Origin of the sequence: Paracoccus sp. NFXS7 (assembly GCF_040148865.1) — a bacterium.
Lineage (GTDB): Bacteria > Pseudomonadota > Alphaproteobacteria > Rhodobacterales > Rhodobacteraceae > Paracoccus > Paracoccus marcusii.
This window is the reverse complement of the sequence record NZ_JAKEKV010000002.1, coordinates 180,227-203,521: the sequence shown is the minus strand read 5'-3', so window position 1 is coordinate 203,521 and position 23,295 is coordinate 180,227. Positions and strand designations below refer to the sequence as shown.

Here is a 23,295-nt window from a genome sequence, read left to right as displayed (position 1 = left end):
GTCGCGGCGGCCGCGGCTCACAGGCGTCAGCGCAGCGCGACGTTGCGCAGCAGCTGGATCTGCGTGACCGTCTCGACCACCCGATAGGTGGTCGCGCGGTTGCGATGCAGCACCGTCAGCGAGGTCAGGCCACCCACCGTTTCGTGCGTTTCAAAGTCCGTGTCGCGGTCGAAATCGATAGCCCGCGGTTGCAGCGTGTCGGGATCGGTCAGGATCATTCGGGGCATGGCATGTCCGTCTTCGCAAAGGCTGGGCACTGTCGGTCGGCGCAGGTAAACTGCATCGTTCATCCTTTGGTTGCATCATGCCAGCCCGGATCAGCCAATTTTCGCCGCTGCCCGATCCTTGGACAGATCAATAGGTGACCGTGACCACGACGGTATCGGAATAGGCACCGGGCGGGGGCGTCGGCTGCGGGGGCACGCGGCCATGGACCGTCACGGCGCGCGAGACCCCGGTCCCCGCATCCGTCGTGGCCAGGCCGTCCGCGATCAGCCCCCATGGCTGTGTCCGGGCCGCGTCGCGATACAGCTGATAGCCCACGCGATGTCCCGCCAGATCGCGCATCTGCCGGCCGCCGATCCCCGCCGCCTGCTGCCCGTGACCCAGCCCCAGGCTGTAGCTGGTTCCCGCGGTGCAGGTCACGCGCACCTGGCTGGTCGCATCGACCGGCCGGTCCAGCAGGCCATGCTGACCAAAGTCCAGATCGTCGGCGACGACGCGGCAGTTCGGGCGAACCTGGGCCTGCACCATGAAGGTGAACCCGGTGACGCGCGTGTCGCATCCCAGAACCGGCCGGCATGTCTCGGTCGTGGCGCGGACATCCAGCGGCTGACGCGAAAATGTCGCGCTGTAGGCACCCGGAACGGCCGCGTTCTGCGCGCCGGGGACGCGGGCATAGACCGGCACGTTCATGCCCGTCGTCGTCAGCAGCGACAGGACCGAGCTGCCCGTCAGGACCACGGGCTGCCCGCCATGCGTTCCCTGACTTCCTCCGAAGATCGTCGTGTGGGTCGGGTTCTGGTACAGGTCATAGGCCAGGCTGCTGCCCGACGGCCCCCCAAGGCGGCGCAGGCTGCCGAACAGGCCCGCCGAACCGTCGCCCAGTTCGATCGTCACCGTGATCGAGTTCAGCAGCCCCAAGAAGGTCGAGCAGTTGACCGCGATGTTGCCCGTAGCGGTGGTCGGGCTGCTACCCAGGACATCGACGGGCCCCAGCACGATGTTGCTGGCCGAGAAGGTACAGCTTTGCGCCCGGACCGGCGCGGCCAACCCAAGGGTCAGCAGACCTGCGGCCAGGAACAGCAGGATGGCACGCCGGAAGGGGGCAGGGGCCATAGGCATGGCACCTTCTGCAGATGGGTCAGCACACCGGGTTCGTCGACATAGGCGACCTCGGCGCGGCAGCGCCGCCCGTCGGGATAGGACACCGCGATCACATTGGTCTCCTGCATGCCGGACAGGAACGTCTCTCCGTCAAATCCGACCAGGTTGTCGCCGCCGTCATCGTTCAGCACCACCCGTCCTCCGACCTCCAGCGGCTGGCCCTGGCCGTCGACCAGCCCGATCAGCGCCTCGCGCGTGCTGGTCTGCACGCCAAAGGTGACCGTCGCCCCCGACCGGTGGGCCGGGCGGACGACCCGCTGCGTGGCATCGGCGGCCGCATCCAGCGGCAGCCCAAGCGGGTCGATGGAGATCGCGTTGCCCTCGTAGGCGCGCAGGTCGGGGACCAGAATGCGGCCCGACCGCCCGGTGCGGCCGACGGTGCGGTTCTCGGCGCTGACCTCGACCCCGGGTGCGCCGGCATCGACGACGGCAAAGGCGTCCTGGACCGGGCGCGACAGAAAGACGCCACCGCCCGACGCGACGATCGCTCCGTCGACCCGCAGGCCCACGGCCTGGGCGCCCGACTGGCTGCGCGCCGCGACCTCGACCCGACCCAGCTGGTTCTCGTATCCCGCATCGGCCCGGATCGAGCGCCCGTCCCCCTGGTCCGCCTGCACCCGCCAGTTCCAGCGCGGGATGTCGCCCGCGCGTTGGCCGCTGATCTGCGCATAGTGACGCCATCCGCCCTGGCGGCGTTCGGACTGCATCCCGGCATAGTGCCGGGTTCCCAGGGGGATCTGCAGCTGGACCCCCGCGGTCGTGTCGCGCCGCGATCCGCGCAGCGATGTCGCGCTCAGCGTCACGCTGCTGTCGCCCCACAGCCTCCGGCTGAAGGACAGGCCCAGGGCGGTTTCGCGGGAGACCGGGCCGGGCGCACGGATGTCGGAAAGAAACAGGCTGGCGCCGCTGCCGATCCGGCTGTCCAGCGGCATCGACAGGCTTACCTGGGCGATCTGGCGGGGAAAGCCGTATCGGTCGGTGCGCGCGCCCCGTGGGGTGGCCGACACGGCGGCGACGTCATCGAACCGCCCCTGGGTCCGCATCAGCCGGCCTGACAGGGCGGCGGGGCCGATCGACAGGCTGGTCGACAGATCCAGCAGCGCGCCGCTGCCCCTGTCGGACCGGCTGCCGGCCAGGCCAAGGCTGGCCGTGCCCAGATGGCCGATCCGGACCACCGCCCCCGCCCCCGCCATCTGCAGGCCGCGCCCGCCTTCGGCATGGGCCGACAGGGTCAGCGCGTCGGTCACGCCATAGCGCAGCGTGCCCACGCCGAAGATGTCGTCGCCATAGCGATCGCCTGGCGTGCCGATGCCCAGCCTGGGCCGCCCCACGGACAGCGCGAAATCGGCAAGCCCCGGTTTCAGCAGCAGGTCCGACATCAGGAAGGGCAGATCGACCTGCGTCTCGCGGCCCGTCACGTCGCGCACGACGACGCGCGCCACCCCCGACCCCCCGCTCAAGGGCAGGTCGCGGATGCTGAACGGGCCGGCGGGCACCTCGGCGGAATAGGCCCGGATCGAATCCGAGAAGACCTCGACCGTCGAGGGCAGGGCCGCGCTGCCCTCGAACCCGGCCAGCGGGATCGTGACCAGATCGGGCTGCAGGCCGAAATTGCGCTCGACCATGGCGCCGCCCATGCGGACCGGCCTGGCCCAGGAGGGACCGCGTGACGCGATGTCCCCGACCTGGACCTGCATCGCGCGCCCGGGGAACGAACTGCGCCAGCTCGTCTCCAGCCGCCGGTACCGGTGCGATCCGTCCCCGTCCGGCGCGACGACGAATGCGTGGTTCAGCACCCCCAGGGGCATGAACAGCCGCCCGTCGACGCTGCCCGAGACCAGCTGGCCGCCGGCCCCCGCATCGCCGCGCCAGGTCTCGACGTTCAGCCCATAGTTCAGCACCACGCCATAGCCCTGATCGACCGCGGGTCCGGCATCGTCGCCGGGCGGGGTGTCCTCTGCCGGGGTACCGGCGTCAAGTTCGTGGGGCGCTGCGATGTCGGGCGGGACGATGAAGCGGATCGTCTGGTCGGGCGCGACCAGACGCCAGCCAAGGCCGGGGATCTGGTCCAGCCTGACCTCTCCGGTCACGGCATCACCGGCCAGGATGCCGCTGGTGCGCAGGTCCTCGGCATCCGCGCTGAGGACGCCGTCGCCCACGTCGGTGAAGCGGGCGATCAGGTTCCTGGGCTGGCCGTTCACGAACACCTCCAGGTACAGGTCCTGCCCCGCCTCGGGTGGCGGGATGTTCTGGGCCCCCGCCGGTCCGCAGCACAGCGACGCAAGGACGGTCATGACCAGCCACCCTCGGCCGATGCGCTCAGCGCATGGGGACATCGACGTCCAGCGCCCCCAGGTTGGTCGCGGTCGACAGCCGCGCCGAACCGCCCAGCTGCCCTGCCGGCGCGATCGGCCATTCCATCGACGATCCGCCCAGCACGTATCCCAGCAGGCCGGGATGGCGCACCGTGGCGCCGTTCGGCGCGCTCAGCGTGACGTCGGCGATGCGCAGGCGGCTGTCCCCGGTGTTCTGGGCCACCAGATGTGTCGCGCCCCCCGATCGGCGCAGCGACCAGCGGACATCGGCGGACCGTACCCCGGCATCGGCAAAGAACACCGGGATGCGCAGTTCGGGGGCAAAGGCCACGGCGCCCGCCTGTCTGCGCGACTGGTCCGGGATCTCGTTCAGGATGACGCGATAGGCCTCCTCTCCGCTGACCGGGGTGCGCGCGACGCGGACGACGCGGATCGTCTGCGTCGCGCCGGGTGCAAGCTGGATCGCGGGCGGGCTGACCACGACATCCGCGCTGCGTTCCAGGCTGTCCTGGGCACCGGGCTGCAGCCAGCGGAAGACGCGCGACTGGACGGTGATCGGCTGGCTGCCTTCGTTGCGCAGGGTCAGGGTGGTCGCCGCCCCGGGCGCCGGAACCTCCAGCAGCACCGGAGAGACCCTCAACCCCTGCGCCGCGGCCCCCACCGCCAGGCCAAGCGACATCGATACGGCCAGAAGGCCGCCTGCAAGGAATCCACGCATGGTCTGGCCTTTCAGTAGGTGACGGTCACCGTGACGGTATCGGTATAGGTTCCTGGCGCAGGCGTCGCCTGTGCCAGGACCCGGCCGAAGACCGTGAAGGATTGCGCGTCGCCCGTCCCCGTCGCGGGCTGGGTGTCCGCGCCCACGGCATTGCCCCAGTTCGTCACCCGCCCGGCGTCCTGGAACAGGGCATAGGCGATCGTCTCTCCGCCCGACGTCATCTGGCGCACGCTGGTCGTGGCCCCTGCGCCCAGCCCTTCGTTCAGGCCGATGTCATAGGGGGTGGTGTCGGTGCAGGTGACCTCCATCGTGGCCGCGGCATCGACATCCGTGCCAAGCACGCCCTGGGTCCCGAAATCCAGCGTCTCGGTCGAGGTGATCTCGCATTCGGCGACGATGGTGATCCGGACGTCGAAGCTGTCCGTCGTCACCGTCTGCGCCAGGGGCGCCGTCGCCGAAAGGGCGATCACGCCTAAGATCGTCGGAAAAATTTCCTGTGTCATGATGGTTCATATGCTCCAAAATTCGAGAACGCCGATCCGAAGTTTTGCAGACTAAGCAAAAAGCACATCTTAAAGGTGTATTAAGAAGTATCGGGCACAGTGATTTCGCGTCAAACTAAACCTTCCAGTGTGTAACCTTGATTTTGCTCAAATTCCCCATATCCGCGGATCGCCCCGCGGACCCATGCCTTATCCCTGGCCGCGGCGGTCATTGCCGTCGCAGTCCGGGTATCGAAAGAATTCGGTCATGACCTTGAACTGGAAACGTGCGGGTGACCCTGGCGCCGGATCCGCCGCCACAGATGGCACCCCGCGACGGGACTTGTCCGGCATGGACGTTCCGCCGACCGATTCGGGCCTGATCCGTCTCTACGAAAACGGCGTGCTGCGTCCGACGCGGACGCCGGTCTTCGACCGCGTCGTCGAGCAGGCGCGGCGGATATTCTCATGCCAAGCCAGCCTGCTGACGATCATCGACGAGGCGAACGACCGCCAGTTCTTCAAGGCCGAGGCGGGCCTGATGCTGACCGCGGACGAGGATCGCGTCACGTCGCTTGCCTATTCCTTCTGTCGGATCGTCGTCGCGAATTCCGCGCCGCTGGTCATCGCGGATGCCCGGATCGACCCGCGGTTCAGCGGGCATCTGGCAATCGGCAGGTTCGGCGTGGTCGCCTATCTGGGCGTGCCGGTCAAGGATGAGACGGGCAGGGCCATCGCCGCCCTCTGCGTCGCCGAAAGCAGGCCGCGGGACTGGACGTCGGCCAATGTCGAGGTGCTGCAGGCCTTTGCGGAAGGTGTCTCGACCCAGATCAAGACGATGGTCCTGTCCGAACGGATGCGGACCGCCATCGGTCAGGAACCGGGCGGCGCCTCGGCCCTGCCACAGCCGACCAGCGCGGTCCTGACCTATCACCATGCCCCCGACGGGACCGAGACGATCGACGCGGCGACCGCGGAGACGCAGCAGATCTGGGGCATCCCGGCCGCCGAATACATGGCGCGGTTCGGCGATGTCTTCGCCTTCTGCATGGTCGAGGATTATCCGCTGGCCCGCGCATCGTTCGGAAACTCTGCCGCTGGAATGATCCCGTGGCACCATCGCTGGCGCATCCGTCTGCCTGACGGTCAGGTCAAGTGGCTGGAGGGGCATGGGCTTCCCGCATCCGGTCGGAACGGCGGGCTGACATGGGACTGCACGATCAACGACGCGACCCGCCTGACATCCTGACGTCCCGCGCGCCGGTCACGCTGCATCGTCGCGGGCCAGCAGATAGCAATCCATGATCCAGCCATGCGCGGCCCGGGCGGCGGCGCGTGCCGCCTCGATCCGCGGTCCGGCCTCGGTCAAGGGGCCCGCCTCCAGCAGTTGTTCGGGCATGCCCAGATAGGCGCCCCACCAGATCTGCAGGCCCTTCGGGGGCAGCGTCGCAAAGGCGCAGGTGCCGTCCAGCATCACCACGACCCGGTCGGCGTCGCCGGGAAAGCCCGCGTCGCGCAGCCGCCGCCCGGTGGTGATCCGCACCTCGGATCCCAGGGCGTTCAGCGGAATGGCATGGGCAGCGCACAGGGCCTGGATCGCGGTGATTCCCGGGATCACCCGTGCGCGCCAGTCCAGACGCGCGGCAATGCGCAGGCTGCTGTCATAGAGCGACGGGTCGCCCCAGACCAGCATCGCCACCGTCCCGCCCTGCGGCAGCGCCGCCGCGACGGCCGCCGCCCAAGCTTGCGCGATGGCATCATGCCATTGGTCGACGGCCTCCAGATAGGGCAGGTTTGCATCGCGCACCGGCAGGTCGATCTGGGCCACGGCGCCGCCGGGGCGGTGGCGGTCCAGCATCGCGCGGCGCAGATGGGCCAGATCCTCCTTCCCGGCGCCCTTGCGGGGGATCAGGACCAGATCGGCCTCCTGCAGGGCGCGGACGCCCTGCAGGGTCAGGTGGTCGGGATGGCCCGTGCCGGCCCCGATCAGCACCAGATCGATCATGCGTAGAGCCGGGGCGTCACCAGCCCGCTGCCGCGCAGGCCGCGCGCCGCCTTGGCGCCCGCCAGCGCGGCCAGATCGACCAGCGGCTCGACCACGATGACCAGCAGATAGGCCGCGCCGAAGGACAGGACCCCCGCCGTCGCACCGGCGCCCTGACCATAGAACGCCCAGAACGCGACCCAGGCCACGATGCCCCCCTGATAGGCCGCCGACAACGCCAGCGCCTGACCATAGCGCAGGTCCACATAGGCGGTGTCCGGCGCAATCACCCGCCGCGCCACCGCCTGCAGCGCGAATAGCGGCACCAGCAGTGTGGTCACGTTCATCCCGTATTGCGGCAGATCGAACGGCGCGAAGAACAGTCCCTGGATCAGCAGGCCCAGGGCCAGCCCGATCGCCGCCGGCGCCGCGCCCAGGATCAGGAACAGCGTCGATCCCAGGATCAGGTGCACCTCGGACACGCCCACGGGCGCGGTGGGCAGGACCTGGAAGAACACGAAGGTCGCGGCCGTCGCCAGCGCCCCGCGCGCCGCCAGCGACGCCCCGCCCTGCGCGCGCAGGGCCTGGGCCGCCAGCCTCAGCGCGTAAAGCCCGGCCGTGGCGGCCGTGGCATAGCCCAGTATCAGCTTGGCGCCGGTGACGACGCCCTCTTCGATGTGCATGTCATCCTCCTGTGGCCGTCCACCCGACGGCATGGGGTTGCCTGACATGGCCGGTTTCCTGGCTTGCGGGTCCGGGCGCGGCGTCGGCCTTCCCGGATCGCTCCAGTGGCATGGGTGACGCGCGCTCTCCGCATACAGTCGCGGGGGCGGCCGGGGCTTCGGGTGCCGCGATTGGGTCCACCCTTCCCCGTTCCCGATGAAGCCCGGCGTTTCACGCCTGACGGGCACCATTCAGACGGTCAGATAGACGGGATCGCAGGGCCTGCGTCAAGTCGCGGCCGGGGCGATCAGGTGAAAGAACGTGCCGGTCACATGCCCGCCCCCGGACATCGTCCGGTGGCTGCCGGTTTCCTCCACCGCGGCGCCGGTCGCGTCGGTCACGCGCGCCAGGGGTGCATCGGGCTGGGACAGGATCGAGGCATAGTGGAATTCATGCCCCCGCAGCGCCGTGCGACCCAGTCCCGGCAGGGCGGTCAGCGGATCGGCGCGGCGGTACCCCAGATGCATCCGGCGTTTGGCATAGCTGGTCTCCAACCCCAGAAGCCCCAACATCTGGTGTCGCTTTCCAGCAGCGTCCACCAGACCTGCCCCAAGCGCCATGTATCCCCCGCATTCCCCATGCACCGGCCGCGTTCCCGCAAAGCGGTGCATGGCCGTGCGGAACCCGTCGCAGGCGGCCAGCCGGGGCGCGTGCAACTCCGGGTATCCGCCTGGCAGCCAGCAGCAGTCGGCGCTGTCATCTGGCCCCTCATCCGCCAGCGGAGAGAAGGGCAGGATCGTGGCCCCCGCCCGCCGCCACGCCTCCAGCACATGCGGATAGACGAAGCTGAAGGCCGCGTCGCGGGCCAGCGCGATCCGCCCGCCGGGGGGCGTCAGCGGTCGGGGCGCAGGCGCCTCGGGCAGGGCGCGATGCGCGGCGGCTGCGATGATCGCCTCCAGATCGCAATGCGCCGCGATGAAATCGCCCGCATGGTCCAGGATGGCCTGCAGGCCCGCCGTCTCCTCGGCCTGGATCAGGCCCAGATGGCGTTCGGGAAGGGTGATGGTGCCCTGACGCGGCAGGCTGCCCAGCACGCGGATGCCCGCCTCATCCATCCCCTCGCGGATCAGCCGGTCATGGCGCGGCGAGGCCACGCGGTTCAGCACCACCCCCGCGAAGGGCAGGTCGGGGCGCAGCGTGGCAAAGCCCCGCGCCGTGGCCGCCGCCGACTGTGCCTGCCCGCTGACATCCAGGATCAGCACCACCGGCCAGCCCATCATGTGGGCGATCTCGGCGCTGGAGCCGATGCCGGTTTCCCCCTTCGTCGCGACCCCGTCGAACAGGCCCATCGACCCCTCGGCCAAGACCAGATCGGCGTTCGCCTGGCCGGTCGCATGAGCGATCAGGCGCCCCGGCTCCATCGCCCAGGCATCCAGGTTGAAGCTGGCCCGCCCCGAGGCCGCGAAGTGGAACCCCGGATCGATGTAGTCGGGCCCCGACTTGAAGGGCTGCACCACCAGCCCGCGCCTGCGCAGCGCGGTCAGCAGGCCCAGCATCAGCATCGTCTTGCCGGTCCCCGATGCGGGGGCCGAGATCATCAGGCCCGGCGTCAGGGGGCGCGTCATTCAGGAAACCTCGGCGCGTTGCCCACGGGGCGATAGCGGCGGTCGTAATCGGCGGCGTAAAGACGGCTGTCTTCGAACCCCTCGCCCGCCAGCGCGGGCCCGACCAGGATCAGCGCGGTCCGGTCGATGCCCTGCGCGTGCACGGTGGCCAGCGTCGCGCGGATCACCCGCTGGTCCGGCCAGCTGGCCCGCCAGACCACCGCCACCGGGCAATTAGGGCCGTAATGCGGGGTCAGATCGGCCACCACCCGATCCAGCGCGTGGATCGACAGGTGGATCGCCAGCGTCGCCCCGGTCGCGGCGAAGGCCGCCAGCGTCTCGCCCTCGGGCATGGTCGAGGCGCGCCCCGGCGTGCGGGTCAGCACCACCGACTGCGCCAGACCGGGCAGGGTCAGCTCCGCCTGCAGTGCGGCGGCGGCGGCGGCAAAGCTGGGCACGCCCGGCGTCACGTCGAAGGGGATGTCTAGCGCCCGCAACCGGCGGATCTGTTCGCCCATCGCGGACCAGACCGACAGATCGCCCGAATGCAGCCGCGCGACATCCTGGCCCGCGACGTGCGCCGCCTGCATCTCGGTCATGATCTCATCAAGCGACAGCGGCGCGGTGTTCACGATGCGTGCGCCGGGCGGGCAATGGGCCAGCAGGGCGGCGGGCACCAGCGACCCGGCATAGAGGCAGACCGGGCAGGCCGCGATCAGGTCGCGGCCGCGGAGCGTGATCAGGTCGGGCGCGCCGGGGCCTGCGCCGATGAAATGGACGGTCATGGAACCTCTGCGATGGCGATGGTGACGGGACCGAAGGTCCGACGCGGATGGGTCAGGCGGCCGCCCGCCCCAATGGCGGCGGCCTCGGCCACCGATCCGGTGCCGAAGGCGGCCAGGATTCGGGGCGATTGCGTGGGCGTGGCGATGCCCGCCACGGCGACCAGATGCAGCGGCAGGCTGTGTGCATCGGCCAGCGGACGCAGTTCGGGCGCGCATTCGGGAATGGTGGCCAGCGCGTCAGCACCGCCTGCGGCCTCCAGCGCGGCCAGCAGCGCGGGCAGGGGGGTGCCGGGGCGGCAGCCTATTCCGGCGATGCGCATGTGACGCTCCATTGCACGATCGGGCGGGCGGGGGTCCAGCCGCGCATCCGGCCCAGGGGGGCGGCCTCGGCGATGTCGATGCGCAGCAGCCGGCCGCCGTGATCCGCGTGCCAGCGGGTCAGCAGCGATTCCGTCTCCAGCGTCACGGCATTGGCGACCAGCCGCGCGCCGGGGGGCAGGCGTGCCCACAGCGCCTCCAGCAGCGCCTGCGACGCGCCGCCGCCGACAAAGATCGCATCGGGGGTGTCGGAGGGCAGCGCCTCGGGCGCCGACCCTTCGATCACCGTGATCCGCCCGCCCAGGCCGAAGGCATCGATATTGGCGCGGATGGTGGCGATCCGGTCGGCGCGCGGCTCGACCGTCACGGCGCGGCCCCCGGCCAGAGCCCATTCCACCGCGACCGATCCCGAACCGCCGCCGATGTCCCACAGCACCTCTCCCGCGCGCGGGGCCAGGGCCGCCAGGGTCAGCGCGCGGATGGGCGATTTGGTGATCTGCCCGTCATGGGTGAAGAGCGCGTCCGCCCGCCCCGGCACCGCAGGCAGGCCGAAGCCGCGCGGCAGATCCGCCCCGTCGATGGCCACAGCCACCGGCGCCGCGCAGGTCAGCGCAAAGCCGTCGGCCTGGGTAATGCGGACCCGTTCGGACGGCCCGCCAAGACGCTCCAGCACCGTCAGCCACGCGGCCCCCGTGCCCTGTTCGACCAGCCATCGGGCCAGCGCGGCGGGCGCGTCGCCATCGCGCAGCGTCGCGATGATCCGGCAGCCGCGCGCCAGATGCGGGCGCAGCCGCGCGAAGGGCGCGGCATGCAGGCCCAGGGTCACCACCTCCTCCAGCCGCCAGCCAAGGCGCGCTGCGGCCAGCGACAGCACCCCCGGCGCGGGCAGGGCGTGCCATTCGTGGTGCTCCAGCGCCGCCGCGATGCTGCCCCCCGCGCCGCACCAGAACGGATCGCCCGAAACCAGCGCCGCCACCCGCCGCCCCCGCAGCGCCAGCAGCGGCGCCAGGTCGAAGGGCACCGGCCAGGCCCGCCCCCGCGCGCCCACCCCCGCCAGCGCCAGGTGGCGCGGGCCGCCAAAGACGATCTCGGCCGCCGCCAGCGCGCGCAGGCTTGCGCCGGGCAGGCCGTCCGGTCCATCTTCGGTGATCCCGATGATCGTCAGCCAAGGGTCAGACATGCGACGCATCCTGCTGCTGGGCGGCACGAGTGAGGCCAGCCGCCTGGCCGCCCTGCTGGCCCGCGCCGGTGTCGCGGCGGTCTTCTCCTATGCCGGACGGACCGAGGCGCCCATCGTCCAGCCCCTGCCCACCCGGATCGGCGGCTTCGGCGGGGCCGAGGGGATGGCGCGCTATCTGCGGGACCAGGACATCGGCGCGGTCATTGATGCGACCCATCCCTTTGCCGCCCAGATCAGCCGCAATGCGGATGCCGCCTGCCGCGCGGCGGGGGTGCCGATGCTGATGCTGCGCCGCCCCGCCTGGCCGGTCGATCCCGGTTGGAGCCGCGTCCCGGACATTGCGGGCGCGGTCGCGGCGCTGCCCTGCGCGCCCACCGGCGTGTTCCTCGCCATCGGCAGGCAGACCCTGGCGCCCTTTGCCGCCCTGCCGCATCGCTGGCTCTTGCGGCTGGTCGATGCGCCCGATGCGCCCCCCTTGCCCGGCGCGCGGGTCGTGCTGGCGCGTGGCCCCTTCACGGCCAAGGGCGACCGGGCGCTGATGCAGGCGCATGGCATCACCCATCTGGTCGCCAAGAACAGCGGCGGTGCGGGGGCCAGCGCAAAGTTGGACGCGGCGCGTGATCTGGGCGTGCGGGTCGTGTTGATCGACCGACCGGCCGCGCCGGACCGGCCGCAGGTCGCCACGCCGGAACAGGCGCTGGACTGGCTGCATCAGACCGCCCCCCGCGGGGTATAGACCCACCGCCCCACGTGCCGCGTGGCGCGGTTGCCGACCAAGACGACGGTGCGCATGTCGGCCATCTCGGGCGTGGCCTCGGCCAGCGTGACCACGCGCAGCGCCTCGTCCGGCGTGGTGACGGCGCGGGCAAAGATCATCAGGCGCTCGGGTTCGCATTCCTCGCGCAGCACCTCCAGCACGCGGGCAAAGCCTGCGGGTCGACTGGCCGAGCGCGGGTTGTAGAAGGCCATCGCGAAATCGCCCCGCGCCGCATGGCGCAGGCGGTGTTCGATCAGCGCCATGGGCTTGAGGTTGTCCGACAGGTTGATCGCGCAGAAATCATGGCCCAAAGGCGCGCCCGCCCGCGCCGCCGCCGCCAGCATCGCGGTGATGCCGGGCAGGATGCGGATGTCCGGATCGCCACCGTCGGCCTCCAACGCCTCGAACAGGGCGGAGGCCATGGCGAAGACGCCCGGATCACCCGAGGAGACGATGACCACCCGCCCGCCCTGCGCCGCCAGCGACAGGGCATGGCGGGCGCGGTCCAGCTCCACTCGATTGTCGCTGGCGTGCAGCGTCAGGCCGGGTCGCGTCGCCACCCGCGCGACATAGGGGATGTAGCCGATCACGTCGGTTGCCTGGTCCAGCGCGGCGGCGACTTCGGGCGTCACCATGGCGTCCGACCCCGGCCCCAGCCCCGCGACGGCGATCCAGCCGCTCATTCCGCCACCCGCGCCATGGGGCGCCGCCCGTGACCATGGACCAGCAGGATCGCGAAGTAGGGGCAGTCGTCATCGGCCACCTCGCGCAGCGGCTGGATGCGCTGGCCGGGCATGGTGCCGCGTTCGATCAGCCAGGCGTCCGCCAGACGCCCAGATGCCGCCAGCGCGCGGCGCAGCTTTGGCAGGTTGCGGCCGGTCTTCATCACCACCAGCGCGTCGCTGCCCTGCATGTGGCGGATCAGGTCCGCCTCGGGCAGGGTGCCCATCAGCACGGTCAGCACGTCATCGCCCCACGTCATCGGCTGGCCCACCGCGTTCCAGCAGCCGACCATGCCGGGAATGCCGGGGATCACCTCGACCTCGGCCAGTCCCTGCAGGCGCACCTGCAGATGCATGAAGCTGCCATAGAGGAACGGATCGCCCTCGCACAGGACCACCACGTCGTCGGTCTGGGCCAGCTGCGCCAGGCGCGCGGCCCAGAGGTCATAGAACCCCGCCAGCGCGTCGTTGTAGTCGGGATGATCGAAGGGGATCTCGGTCGTGACCGGATACTCCATCGGATATTCGACCGCATCGGCGGTCAGCATCCCCTGGACGATGCGCCGCGCCTGACCGGGCCTGCCGGGCTTCCTGAAATAGGCGATGTGGCGCGCGGCGCGCACCGCCCGGTCGGCCCGGACCGAGATCAGGTCCGGATCGCCCGGCCCCAGACCTGCGCAGATGATGCGTCCCATCATTCCCTCCGGCTGGCCAGCGCGTTGATCGCGGCGACGGTGATGGCCGACCCGCCCAGCCTGCCGCGGACGACGACCGACGGCGCGGGCGGCGCCGCCATCAGCGCGTCCTTGGACTCCGCTGCGCCGACGAAGCCCACGGGACAGCCGATGATCGCGGCGGGGCGGGGGCAGGCGGGGTCCTCCAGCATGTTCAGCAGGTGAAACAGCGCGGTGGGCGCATTGCCGATGGCCACGACCGCCCCCGCCAGATGCGGCCGCCACAGCTCCAGCGCGGCGGCGCTGCGGGTGTTGCCCAGGTCGCGCGCCATGTCCGGCACACGCGGGTCGCGCAGGGTGCAGATCACCGCGTTGTCGGCGGGCAGGCGGGCGCGGGTGACGCCCTCGCTGACCATATGCGCGTCGCAGAGGATCGGCGCACCGGCGGCCAGCGCCGCGCGGGCGGCGGTCGCCATGCCAGGGGTGAAGGCCACGTCGCGTTCCAGCCCCACCAGGCCCGCGGCATGGATCATGCGGACGACGACGGGTTCCTCGTCCGCGTCGAAACGCGCCAGATCGGCCTCGGCCCGGATGGTGGCGAAGGACTGGCGATAGATCGCGGCGCCGTCCCTTTCGTAGTCATGGGGCATCACAGAACCTTCGGCAGTTGATCGGGGTGCAGGCCGCGCAGGGCGGCGGGGTCATGGGCGCGGCCATGGCGGATCAGGTCGAACCCCTCGGGCGTCGCGGTCAGCGTAAGGTCGGCGGCACGCGGCCAGCCGCAGCCCTTGGCGCAGCCGCTGACATGCAGCACCGCATCCGCCGGGATCAGCGGCGCCAGCGCCCGCGCCAGGGGGCGCGTCGCGGCACGCCCCTGCGGGCAGGCGGGCGCGCCGGGACAGGCGCGCAGACGATTGCGCGGATCGCGGGGGTCCAGGATCAGACCCTCCAGCGCGGGCAGGTGGCGGACCCCCTCGACCAGCAGCATCCGCCACGGCGTCAGGCGCAGCGGTGCCAGGCGCCCAAGGCGACGCAGCGTGTCGGGGGTGATCTGGCCGAATTCCAGCGCGACCAGCAGGCCTTGCGGATGCGGCCCCGGCTGCGGCGGCGCTGCGGGTCGGGGGGCGGGCAGGGTGGCGCCGGGGGGCTGCACCCGCGCGGTCAGCGCAGCCATGCGGCCCCGCCCTTCGGGCGCGCCGCCCTGATCCAGAAACCAGCGCGCCAGCGCCAGCGCATCCTGCGGCCCGCGATAGGGCGCGGCGCGGTCCATGCCGTCGGCGCGGAGCGTCGGGCCGGCCTCGATGCGGATGTCTGCCGGGTCGCGGGTCAACACGGGTGCCGGGCCGGTATCGACCGCAAAGCCGAACTTGGCGGGCAGGGTCAGGTCGCTTGCGGCCAGCGCCGCCGCCAGATCGGCGGCCAACGCATCGGCCACGGCATCTGCAAAGGGCGTGACCAGGATGTTGCGGCGCGTCTCGGTGGCGATGTCAGGGTCGATCAGCCCGTGCGGGCGCAGCGCCGCGATCAGGGGCGCATGGGTTGCGGGCGTCACCCCGCGCAGCTGCAGGTTGGCGCGGCCCGTCAGCTCGATCACGCCGTTGCCATGGGTCTGGGCGGCATCGGCGATGGCCTGGGCCTGGGCCGCGTCCAGACGTCCGCCGGGGGGGCGGATGCGCACCACCCAGCCGTCGCCCGACTCCATCGGCTGCAGCGCACCGGGGCACCAGCCGCGGATCATGACAGCCCCGCCATGATCGAGTTGCGCCGCGTGACCCACAGGCCCGCATCGTGCAGCCGCTGGAACAGATCGCGCATCGCGGCCAGGGCGGCGGGGTTCGCGTCCTGCATGAAGGCCACGATCTCGCGGCGGCCCAGGGTCGCATCGTGATAGAGGTCGAACAGATGCGCGGGCACCGCCCCCGCCAGATGCGCGAAGGCCGCCATGTGATCCAGCGTCGCCGCGATCTCGGCCGCGCCGCGATAGCCGTGGCGCGTCATGGCGTCGGCCCAGGCCGGATCGGCGGCGCGGGCGCGGGTGGTGCGGGCGATCTCCTCGGTCAGGGTCCGGGCGCGGGGGCGGTCGGGTTGCGTGGCGTCCAGATGGTAAAGCGCGGGCGCATCCGCCCCGATCCGTGCCATGGCGGCGGCGAACCCGCCCTCATGCGCGGCGTAATCGGCGGCCAGCAGCAGGTCGGTCTCGGGCAGGTCCTGCGCGTGGACGAAACTGTCGGCGCGGGTCAGCCGCGCCTCCAGCGCGGCGCGGTCCTCCTGGCTGGCGCCATCCGCGCCGATCGCCCAGCTGGAGGCGGCGATCCAAGCCTCGCCCGCCGCCTGCCGCGCGGCATCGGTGAATTCCGTGGGCGCGGTGCCCATTCCCAGCCCGTATTGCCCCGGCTGCGGGCCAAAGACCCGCGCGCCCCCGGCATAGGGGTTCTGGTCGGGCGCCTCATCCCGCGCGGCCAGCGTGGCGGCCCCGGTCTGAAACAGCTGCGCCAGCACCGGGAACACGTCGCGGAAGAGGCCCGAGACCCGCAGCGTCACGTCGATCCGCGGACGGCCCAGCAGGGCCAGCGGCACGACCTCGACCCCCGAGACGCGGCCCGACCCGGCATCCCAGACCGGCTTCAGCCCGGCCAGATGCAGGGCCATGGCGAATTCCTCTCCGGCGGTGCGCATCGTCGCGCTGCCCCAGAGGTCCACGACCAGCCCGCGCGGCCAGTCGCCGTGATCCTGCAGGTGGCGGCGCAGCAGCTCCTCGGCCAGCTTCACCCCCTGCGCATGGGCCGAGGGCGTGGGCACCGCGCGCGGGTCCACGCTGAAGAGGTTGCGCCCCGTGGGCATCACGTCCGACCGCCCCCGATTGGGCGATCCAGACGGACCCGGCGGCACGAACCGCCCGGCCAGCGCGGCCATCAGCCCGTCGCGTTCGGCCTGGCCACAGGCGCCGCTGCCCCAGACATGCAGCCCCTCTCCGTACTGGCTTTCCTTGATATCGCAGACGAATCGGTCGATGCGGGTGATCGCCTCCGCCGCGCTGGCGTCAGAGGGGATGCCCAGATCGGCCTCGACCCCCAGGGCGCGCGCCTCGTCCCGGATCGCGGCGATCAGGCGGTCGCGGCGCGCGGGGTCCAGCCCGTCGGCGGTGGAATATTCGTCCAGGGACCGCTCCAGCCCCGCCATGCCGGGAGGCAGGGCCGCGTCCCGCATGGGGGGCGGCATATGGCCCAGGGTCACCGCCCCGATGCGGCGTTTCGCCTGCGCGGCCTCGCCCGGATCGTTGACGATGAAGGGATAGATCACCGGCATCGCTCCCAGCAGCGCCTGCGGCCAGCAGTCGCCCGACAGCGCCACCGCCTTGCCCGGCAGCCATTCCAGCGTGCCATGCGCGCCCATATGGATCAGCGCCTGCGCGCCCTGCTGCGCCAGCCACAGATAGAAGGCCACATAGGCATGGCGCGGCACGCGGGTCAGGTCGTGATAGCTGTCCGCCCGCCCCGCGCGGTGGCTGCGTTCGGGCTGCAGCGCCAGGATCACTGGCCCGTGCCGGCTGGCGCGCATGTGGAACGCCCCGCCCCGGCAATCGGGATCGGTCTCGGGTGGCCCCCAGGCCGCGTGCAGATCGTCCTGCAGCGCCTGCGGCAGGCGGGCCAGCGCCGCGCGGTAATCGTCCAGCGGCCAAGCCAGGGTGCCGTCCGGCAGCGCGGGCAGGTCCGTGCCCAGCATCGCCCCCACCGCCTGCGCGGATGCCGGCGCGTCCAGCCCCACGGCATGGGCCTGTTGCCAATCGCGCCCCGGATAGGTCGACAGCACCATCGCCACGCGCCCCGCCCCCTGCGCCAGCGCCTGCCAGGCGGCGATGCGGTCGACGGCCCGGGCCAGCATCGGCCCATCGGGCCGATGCACGAAGCGCGAATATTGCAGGTCCGGGTCGCGCGGGCTGACCGCCTTGAAGCTGATGAGGCCCGCGAAGATGCGGCCGTCGACCTCGGGCAGAACGACGTTCATCGCCAGGTCCGACGGCGACAGCCCGCGTTCGGCCGCCAGCCAGTCGCGGCGGCGGTTGGTGGACAGGGCCACCTGGAACACCGGGCAGGACCAGCTGTCGAACGGACCCGCATTCCCCCCGGAAAACCCGGTCGCGTTCACGACCAGCGCGAGCCCGCCCGGCAGGGCACCGGCCAGCCAGTCGCCCAGGCCCGGCGCCTTGAGCGACGGGGCAAAGACGCCCATCGCCGCGATGCCCCGCGCCCGCAACGCCCGGATCAGTGCGTCGATGGGCGCCACATCCGCCGCCGCCAGCCAGCTGCGATAGAAGGTGACCAGCGCCGCAATAGGGCCCGGATCGGCGACCACCCCCCGGTTGGGATCGTAGAACCCCATCGCGGGCAGGGTCTTGACCCCCGGCACGGGCGCGGCCTGCAGGCCCGATGCGATGGCCATCTGCGCCAGCGCCGCCTGCGCCGCGACCGCGCCGCCTTGGTCGCAATGCCGCCGCAGCACGCGCAGGACCGAGGGGGGAACGGTCGAGATCTCCTCCAGCCGTAGATCGTCGCGGCCGTCCGCTGGCAGCACGGCCAGCGCGATGCCGCGCCTGCGCGCCAGGTCCTGCACCGACGCCAGGCCATAGGGCCAGTAAGCCTCGCCACCGATCAACCGGATCAGGATGCCGCGCGCGCCCGACAGGGTGTTCTCGACATAGGTGTCGACCGAGACCGGGTGCCGCAGTGCCACCAGGTTGCACAGCCGCGTGGGCGGAAGCCCCCCCGCCGCGCGCCGCCAGCCTTCCGCAAAGGCCCCCAGGTCGCTGTCCGAAAAGGACAGGACCACCAGATCGCCGGGGGTCTGACCGGGATCATAGGGGGCGTCAGACTTTTCAAGCCCGACCTGTTCGCGGAAGATGACATGCATCAGGCGGGGACACCCTCCAGCACGGCGCGGATCGCGTCGGGGTTCACGTCGTCATGCTCCGCGATCACCACAAGGCGCGACCGGCGCGGGGTCTGGCCCCACGGGCGGTCGTACTGATGGCGCACCCGCGAGCCCACGGCCTGCACCAGAAGGCGCATGGGCTTGCCCGCGACGGCGACATGGCCCTTGACGCGCAGCACGTTCTGCTCGGCGGCCAGACGGGCGATGCGGGCGGCCAGATCGGCCGGGTCGGTAATCTCGGGCAGGTCGATGACGACGGTGTCGAAATCCTCATGCTCGTGGTCTTCGGCGCCGTCGTGATGGCTGGGGCGGGCGTCCAGGTCGTCCTCGGCGGCCTTGCCCAGGCCCAGGATCAGGCGCGGATCGACCGCGCCCTCGGTCACGGTCAGAATGGGCAGGGGGCGGGGCAGCTCGGCCTCGATCGCGGCGCGGGCGGCGGCGACGCCCTCCGGTCCGGCCAGATCGGCCTTGGTCAGCAGGATCACGTCGGCGCAGGCGATCTGATCCTCGAAGACCTCGGACAGGGGCGTCTCGTGGTCCAGGCCGGGGTCGGCGGCGCGCTGCGCGTCCACCGCCGCCACGTCGGGGGCGAAGCGACCTGCTGCCACGGCCTCGGCATCGGCCAAGGCGATCACGCCGTCCACGGTGATGCGCGAGCGGATGGCGGGCCAGTCGAAGGCCTTGAGCAACGGTTTCGGCAGCGCCAGCCCGGACGTCTCGATCAGGATGTGGTCCGGGCGGGCGGGAAGCGCCATCAGCGCCTCCAGCGTGGGGATGAAGTCGTCGGCGACGGTGCAGCAGATGCAGCCGTTCGACAGCTCGACGATATTCTCGGCCGGGCAGGAGGCGTCGGCGCAACCCTTCAGGATCTCTCCATCCACGCCCATCGTGCCGAATTCGTTCACGATCACCGCAAGGCGCAGCCCCTGGGGGTTGGCCATCAGATGGCGCACCAGGGTCGTCTTGCCCGACCCCAGAAAGCCGGTGATCACGGTGACGGGGGTCTTGATAAGGTCGATCATGGTCACTCCTGCGACAGGGTATGCGGGGGGATGCGGGCAAGGCTCTGTTTGCGGAAGACGGCGGGGCGTTCGCGCCACGGCACGATGCCGTCGGCGGTTCCGGCATAGGCGCGCGCGCCCGACAGGATGTCGGCGGCGTCGTCCAGCGTCAGGCGGCCATAGACATAGGACCACTTGCCCGGCGCGGACAGCGCGACGGAACAGCCCTGCGAACAGGCGGAAAGGCATTCGACGGGGCGGATCTCGACGCCGTCGGGGGCGGTGCGGGACAGCAGGTCGTGCAGCCGAGCGCCAAGGCGCGGCGTGTCCAGGCCAAGGGCATCCGTCCTTGCGGCATCGGTCCCTGCGGCATTGGGAACCGGGTCGGGCACGGTGCCGCGACAGGTGGTGCAGACATGCAGAACGGCGCGCATCGCGGCCCCTTCCTTGTTGCGGCAAGGGGCGTCCGAGAGGAGGCGGCACGGGGCATCCGGCCATCACCTGCCGGTCGCGAAACACCCCGTTCGCCCGTCATCGTCAGGTGCTGGCAGGTCTCCCGGCTTGCGGATCCAGGGGCGGATGCCCCGACGGTCGTCCCACCTTCCCAGCCCCAATCGGGGCCAGTGGATCGGGCGACCTCTCCGGTCACGGTCGCGGGGGCGGCTGCGCTTGGGGTCGCGGGTCTGATGACCCGGGGCCTTGTCGCATTCCCTCTTCGCCTGTCATAGACAGGAACCAACACGCCCTCACCCAAACCCCCGCACCCGCCGTTTGTCAACCGCAAGGAGCGACCCGATGACGCAGACCGACCCGATTTCCGCCGAGGATCAGGACCGCCACGCCGCCAAGATGGCCAAGAAAAAGGCCGCCCGCGACCGCATGATGGAGACCAAGACCGGCGAAAAGGGCCTGATCATCGTCCATACCGGGCCGGGCAAGGGCAAGTCGTCATCGGGGTTCGGCATGATCATGCGCTCCATCGCGCACGGGATGCCCTGCGCCGTTGTGCAGTTCATCAAGGGCGCGTGGGACACGGGCGAACGCACGCTGCTGACCACGCATTTCACCGACATCTGCCAGTTCCACGCCATGGGCGAGGGCTTTACCTGGGAGACGCAGGACAAGTCCCGCGACATCGCCATGGCGCAGGCCGGATGGGCGCGCGCGCAGGACCTGATCCGTGACCCGGCCATCCGCATGGTCCTGCTGGACGAGATCAACATCGCGCTGCGCTATGGTTATCTGGACGCGGCCGATGTGGTGGCCTTTCTGCAGGCGGAAAAGCCCGCCATGACCCATGTGGTGCTGACCGGGCGCGGCGCCCCCGACGCGCTGATCGAGGCCGCTGATCTGGTGACCGAGATGACCCAGATCAAGCATCCGTTCCGGTCTGGGATCAAGGCGCAGGCCGGGGTCGAATACTGACGCGCGCCGGTCGGCGGTCAAAAAACCTCACGCGGCGGTGAACCCTCGGGGGGAGTCACGGGTTCCCTTTGGTATATCCCAATCGCCGGAGCCCGCCTGACGTGACCCCACCCCCGCTTGCCCCCGACGCCGCGCTGTTTCTCGATTTCGATGGTTGCCTGGTCGACATCGCCCCCCGGCCCGATGCGGTCGTTGTCACGCAGGCGCTGCGCGACCGGCTGGCGGCGCTGTACCGGCGGCAGGGGGGTGCGGTGGCGCTGATCTCGGGGCGCGACGTGGCCGACCTGCGCGGACATATGGATGGGTTCGAGGGCATCGTGGCGGGCAGCCACGGCGCCGAACTGTCGCTGCGCCCCGGCCGCATCCAGACCCTGCACCGGGTCGATTTCGACGCGGGCCCCCTTCATGCCGCGGCCTATGCCGCCGCCGCGCCCCATCCCGCCCTGTTGGTCGAGGAAAAGCCCCATGGCGTCGCACTGCATTATCGGGACGCCCCCGATCTGCGCGCCTTTGTCGAGGAGGTGATGCAGGATCTGGCCGACCGGAACCCGCACCTGGTGCTGCAGCCCGCCAAGATGGCGGTCGAACTGCGCCCCGGCGGCGTCGGCAAGGACAGCGCGCTGGCCCATCTGATGACGCTTGAGCCCTTTGCCGGGCGCGTGCCGGTCTTTGCGGGCGACGATACCACCGACGAACCCGCCATGGCCGAGGCGCAGGCCCGCGGCGGCTTTGCCATCAAGATCGGCGACGGTCCCACCGCCGCGCATCACCGATTGTCCGACCCTGCCGCGCTGGCCGCCTGGCTTGACGCATCGCTGAACTGAGGAATGCCCATGTCCACCGAACCGCGCCTGATCGTCGTCTCGAACCGCCTGCCGCTGGGGGACGACCCTTCGGGCGGGCTGGTGGTGGCGCTGGAGGATGCGCTGCGCAGTTCCGGCGGGGTGTGGGTGGGTTTCTCGGGCGAGGTGACGGACGATCCCGCGCCCGACCTGCAGGACCATCCGGGCGCGGCATTCCAACGGCTGTCCTTTGACCTGACCCCGCAAGAGCATGACGAATACTATCTGGGCTATTCCAACTCCATCCTGTGGCCGCTGTGCCATGGGCGCCCCAACCTGATGCGCATCCGGCCCGAATACCTGGATGGATATGCACGGGTGAACCAGCGCATCGCGCGGATGCTGCTGCCGGTCCTGCGCCCCGACGACCGGATCTGGGTGCAGGATTATCACCTGTTCCCGCTGGCCGCCGAACTACGCGCCCTGGGGGTGGAAAACCCGATCGGCCATTTCCTGCACATCCCCTTTCCGGGTCCGGCCGATTGCGCGGCCCTGCCCAACCCCGCGCAGCTGTTCGACTGGCTGTCCCATTACGATCTGCTGGGGTTCCAGGCCGAACGCGACCTTGGTGCCTTTGCCGAAAGCGCGCGCCAGCTGGCAGACGGCGATCAGGTCGCGCCGGACCGCTTCCGGCTGTCGGGACGCATGGTTCGCACGCAGGTCTTTCCGATCGGCATCGACGCCGCGGCCTTCATCACCGAGGCAGCAGACGCCCCCGACAGCGACCGCATGCGCCTGCTGACCGGGGCCAAGATGATGATCGGTGTCGACCGGCTGGATTATTCCAAGGGCATCCCGCAGCGGTTCCGGGCCTATCAACTGCTGCTGGAAAAGATCCCCGACCTGCACGAGAAAATCTCGTTCCTGCAGATCGCGCCCCCGACGCGGGGCGAGGTCGAAGCCTATCAGGACATCCGGGAGGAGACCGAACACCTAGCCGGACGCATCAACGGCCAGTTCGCGACGTTGAACTGGACGCCGATCCGGTTCATCCATCGGCCGTTTCCGCGTCCCGTGCTGGCGGGGCTGTACCGGCAGGCGCGCATCGGGTTGGTCACGCCGCTGGCCGACGGGATGAACCTGGTCGCCAAGGAATACGTCGCCGCCCAGAATCCCGACGATCCGGGCGTGCTGATCCTGTCGCGCTTTGCCGGGGCCGCAGAGACCATGGCCGAGGCGCTGATCATCAACCCCCACGACCCGCACGATCTGGCCGTCGCGATGGCCCAGGCGATGCGGATGTCGCAAGCCGAACGCCGCGACCGCCATGCCGCCCTGCTGGAAGGCGTGGTGGACCACGATGTCGCCTGGTGGTCGCGCACCTATCTGGAGGCGCTGACGGCGCGGTGATTCGCGCGGGGTGTGCCCAAGGATCGGGCAATACCCTCAAATTGCGCCCGGTCCCGTGGCAGCGCACGTCCCGGTTGACCAAGCGGCGCGGCCTGCGGTGACAGGGGCGCGGGTCCGGCGCATGGTGGACCTATGAAGCAGATGCTTCGTGGCGTCCTCC

23 protein-coding genes and 2 riboswitches are annotated in these 23,295 nt (G+C 70.9%); of the genes, 5 read left to right on the top strand and 18 right to left on the bottom strand.

Annotated features, from left to right (window positions below; translation table 11 throughout):
* Positions 1 to 26: 26 nt before the first annotated feature.
* The 5 genes from LZ686_RS05675 to LZ686_RS05655 form a co-directional block, all read right to left on the bottom strand.
* On the bottom strand, positions 27 to 227 hold the full coding sequence (locus LZ686_RS05675; protein ID WP_127897629.1) for a hypothetical protein: 201 nt from the start codon (positions 225 to 227) through the stop codon (positions 27 to 29).
* A 127-nt stretch (positions 228 to 354) separates the two neighbouring features.
* Positions 355 to 1,338: a Csu type fimbrial protein gene (locus LZ686_RS05670; RefSeq protein WP_349547227.1), complete on the bottom strand. Its 984-nt coding sequence runs from the start codon at positions 1,336 to 1,338 to the stop codon at positions 355 to 357.
* Entirely contained in the window at positions 1,281 to 3,680 is a 2,400-nt protein-coding gene (locus LZ686_RS05665; protein ID WP_349547226.1) for a fimbria/pilus outer membrane usher protein, read from the bottom strand. Before LZ686_RS05665 ends, LZ686_RS05670 begins: the two co-directional genes overlap by 58 nt.
* 25 nt (positions 3,681 to 3,705) lie before the next feature.
* Positions 3,706 to 4,419, bottom strand: a complete 714-nt coding sequence (locus LZ686_RS05660; RefSeq protein WP_349547225.1) for a fimbrial biogenesis chaperone — start codon at positions 4,417 to 4,419, stop codon at positions 3,706 to 3,708.
* 11 nt (positions 4,420 to 4,430) lie between these two features.
* On the bottom strand, positions 4,431 to 4,922 hold the full coding sequence (locus LZ686_RS05655; RefSeq protein WP_349547224.1) for a Csu type fimbrial protein: 492 nt from the start codon (positions 4,920 to 4,922) through the stop codon (positions 4,431 to 4,433).
* Positions 4,923 to 5,253: 331 nt separating this feature from the next.
* Between LZ686_RS05655 and LZ686_RS05650 the strand changes: the two genes are divergently transcribed.
* Positions 5,254 to 6,150 (top strand): GAF domain-containing protein, encoded by an 897-nt coding sequence (locus LZ686_RS05650; protein ID WP_347917712.1) that lies wholly within the window; start codon positions 5,254 to 5,256, stop codon positions 6,148 to 6,150.
* Between the two features lie 15 nt (positions 6,151 to 6,165).
* Here LZ686_RS05650 and cobF read toward each other — a convergent pair whose 3' ends face one another.
* The 6 genes from cobF to cbiE all read right to left on the bottom strand — a co-directional run bounded on the left by cobF (position 6,166) and on the right by cbiE (position 11,435).
* Positions 6,166 to 6,906, bottom strand: a complete 741-nt coding sequence (cobF, locus tag LZ686_RS05645; RefSeq protein ID WP_349547223.1) for a precorrin-6A synthase (deacetylating) — start codon at positions 6,904 to 6,906, stop codon at positions 6,166 to 6,168.
* Positions 6,903 to 7,568, bottom strand: a complete 666-nt coding sequence (locus LZ686_RS05640) for an energy-coupling factor ABC transporter permease (protein WP_252928663.1) — start codon at positions 7,566 to 7,568, stop codon at positions 6,903 to 6,905. The genes cobF and LZ686_RS05640 overlap by 4 nt, the downstream gene beginning before the upstream one ends.
* Before the next feature lie 31 nt (positions 7,569 to 7,599).
* Positions 7,600 to 7,814, bottom strand: a riboswitch (cobalamin riboswitch).
* Between the two features lie 21 nt (positions 7,815 to 7,835).
* Positions 7,836 to 9,173, bottom strand: a complete 1,338-nt coding sequence (locus LZ686_RS05635; protein WP_349547222.1) for a cobyrinic acid a,c-diamide synthase CobB — start codon at positions 9,171 to 9,173, stop codon at positions 7,836 to 7,838.
* Positions 9,170 to 9,937, bottom strand: a complete 768-nt coding sequence (gene cobM, locus LZ686_RS05630) for a precorrin-4 C(11)-methyltransferase (protein WP_349547221.1) — start codon at positions 9,935 to 9,937, stop codon at positions 9,170 to 9,172. The genes LZ686_RS05635 and cobM overlap by 4 nt, the downstream gene beginning before the upstream one ends.
* Positions 9,934 to 10,257, bottom strand: coding sequence for a cobalamin biosynthesis protein (locus LZ686_RS05625; protein ID WP_349547220.1), 324 nt, complete (start codon positions 10,255 to 10,257; stop codon positions 9,934 to 9,936). The genes cobM and LZ686_RS05625 overlap by 4 nt, the downstream gene beginning before the upstream one ends.
* Positions 10,239 to 11,435 (bottom strand): precorrin-6y C5,15-methyltransferase (decarboxylating) subunit CbiE, encoded by a 1,197-nt coding sequence (gene cbiE / locus LZ686_RS05620; protein WP_349547219.1) that lies wholly within the window; start codon positions 11,433 to 11,435, stop codon positions 10,239 to 10,241. The genes LZ686_RS05625 and cbiE overlap by 19 nt, the downstream gene beginning before the upstream one ends.
* Here cbiE and LZ686_RS05615 point away from each other — a divergent pair.
* Complete coding sequence (locus LZ686_RS05615; protein WP_349547218.1) at positions 11,434 to 12,171, top strand: cobalt-precorrin-6A reductase; 738 nt, start codon at positions 11,434 to 11,436, stop codon at positions 12,169 to 12,171. The two genes, cbiE and LZ686_RS05615, sit on opposite strands and share 2 nt — an antisense overlap.
* Here LZ686_RS05615 and cobJ read toward each other — a convergent pair.
* Genes cobJ through LZ686_RS05580 form a run of 7 tightly spaced genes read right to left on the bottom strand, consistent with a single transcriptional unit; the run spans position 12,147 to position 19,952 of the window.
* Positions 12,147 to 12,875, bottom strand: coding sequence for a precorrin-3B C(17)-methyltransferase (cobJ, locus tag LZ686_RS05610; protein ID WP_349547217.1), 729 nt, complete (start codon positions 12,873 to 12,875; stop codon positions 12,147 to 12,149). The two genes, LZ686_RS05615 and cobJ, sit on opposite strands and share 25 nt — an antisense overlap.
* Positions 12,872 to 13,609 carry a precorrin-2 C(20)-methyltransferase gene (cobI, locus tag LZ686_RS05605; RefSeq protein ID WP_349547349.1) on the bottom strand — a complete coding sequence of 246 codons (738 nt, stop codon included), beginning with the start codon at positions 13,607 to 13,609 and terminating at the stop codon, positions 12,872 to 12,874. The genes cobJ and cobI overlap by 4 nt, the downstream gene beginning before the upstream one ends.
* On the bottom strand, positions 13,609 to 14,238 hold the full coding sequence (locus tag LZ686_RS05600; RefSeq protein ID WP_349547216.1) for a precorrin-8X methylmutase: 630 nt from the start codon (positions 14,236 to 14,238) through the stop codon (positions 13,609 to 13,611). Before LZ686_RS05600 ends, cobI begins: the two co-directional genes overlap by 1 nt.
* Positions 14,238 to 15,326 carry a precorrin-3B synthase gene (gene cobG / locus LZ686_RS05595; RefSeq protein ID WP_349547215.1) on the bottom strand — a complete coding sequence of 363 codons (1,089 nt, stop codon included), beginning with the start codon at positions 15,324 to 15,326 and terminating at the stop codon, positions 14,238 to 14,240. The genes LZ686_RS05600 and cobG overlap by 1 nt, the downstream gene beginning before the upstream one ends.
* Positions 15,323 to 18,496 (bottom strand): cobaltochelatase subunit CobN, encoded by a 3,174-nt coding sequence (gene cobN / locus LZ686_RS05590; RefSeq protein ID WP_349547214.1) that lies wholly within the window; start codon positions 18,494 to 18,496, stop codon positions 15,323 to 15,325. Before cobN ends, cobG begins: the two co-directional genes overlap by 4 nt.
* Positions 18,496 to 19,539, bottom strand: coding sequence for a cobalamin biosynthesis protein CobW (gene cobW / locus LZ686_RS05585; RefSeq protein ID WP_349547213.1), 1,044 nt, complete (start codon positions 19,537 to 19,539; stop codon positions 18,496 to 18,498). Before cobW ends, cobN begins: the two co-directional genes overlap by 1 nt.
* 2 nt (positions 19,540 to 19,541) lie before the next feature.
* Positions 19,542 to 19,952: a DUF1636 family protein gene (locus LZ686_RS05580; protein WP_349547212.1), complete on the bottom strand. Its 411-nt coding sequence runs from the start codon at positions 19,950 to 19,952 to the stop codon at positions 19,542 to 19,544.
* Between the two features lie 95 nt (positions 19,953 to 20,047).
* A riboswitch (cobalamin riboswitch) is annotated at positions 20,048 to 20,273 on the bottom strand.
* A gap of 40 nt (positions 20,274 to 20,313) precedes the next feature.
* On the opposite strand from LZ686_RS05580, the gene cobO reads away from it, so the two are divergent.
* The 3 genes from cobO (at position 20,314) to LZ686_RS05565 (ending at position 23,135) form a co-directional block, all read left to right on the top strand.
* On the top strand, positions 20,314 to 20,943 hold the full coding sequence (cobO, locus tag LZ686_RS05575) for a cob(I)yrinic acid a,c-diamide adenosyltransferase (RefSeq protein WP_349547211.1): 630 nt from the start codon (positions 20,314 to 20,316) through the stop codon (positions 20,941 to 20,943).
* 101 nt (positions 20,944 to 21,044) lie between these two features.
* The gene (otsB, locus tag LZ686_RS05570; protein ID WP_349547210.1) at positions 21,045 to 21,767 is read left to right on the top strand and encodes a trehalose-phosphatase; all 723 of its coding nucleotides are present in this window, start codon (positions 21,045 to 21,047) and stop codon (positions 21,765 to 21,767) included.
* A 9-nt stretch (positions 21,768 to 21,776) separates the two neighbouring features.
* The gene (locus tag LZ686_RS05565; RefSeq protein ID WP_045981574.1) at positions 21,777 to 23,135 is read left to right on the top strand and encodes an alpha,alpha-trehalose-phosphate synthase (UDP-forming); all 1,359 of its coding nucleotides are present in this window, start codon (positions 21,777 to 21,779) and stop codon (positions 23,133 to 23,135) included.
* The last annotated feature ends 160 nt before the right edge of the window (positions 23,136 to 23,295 follow it).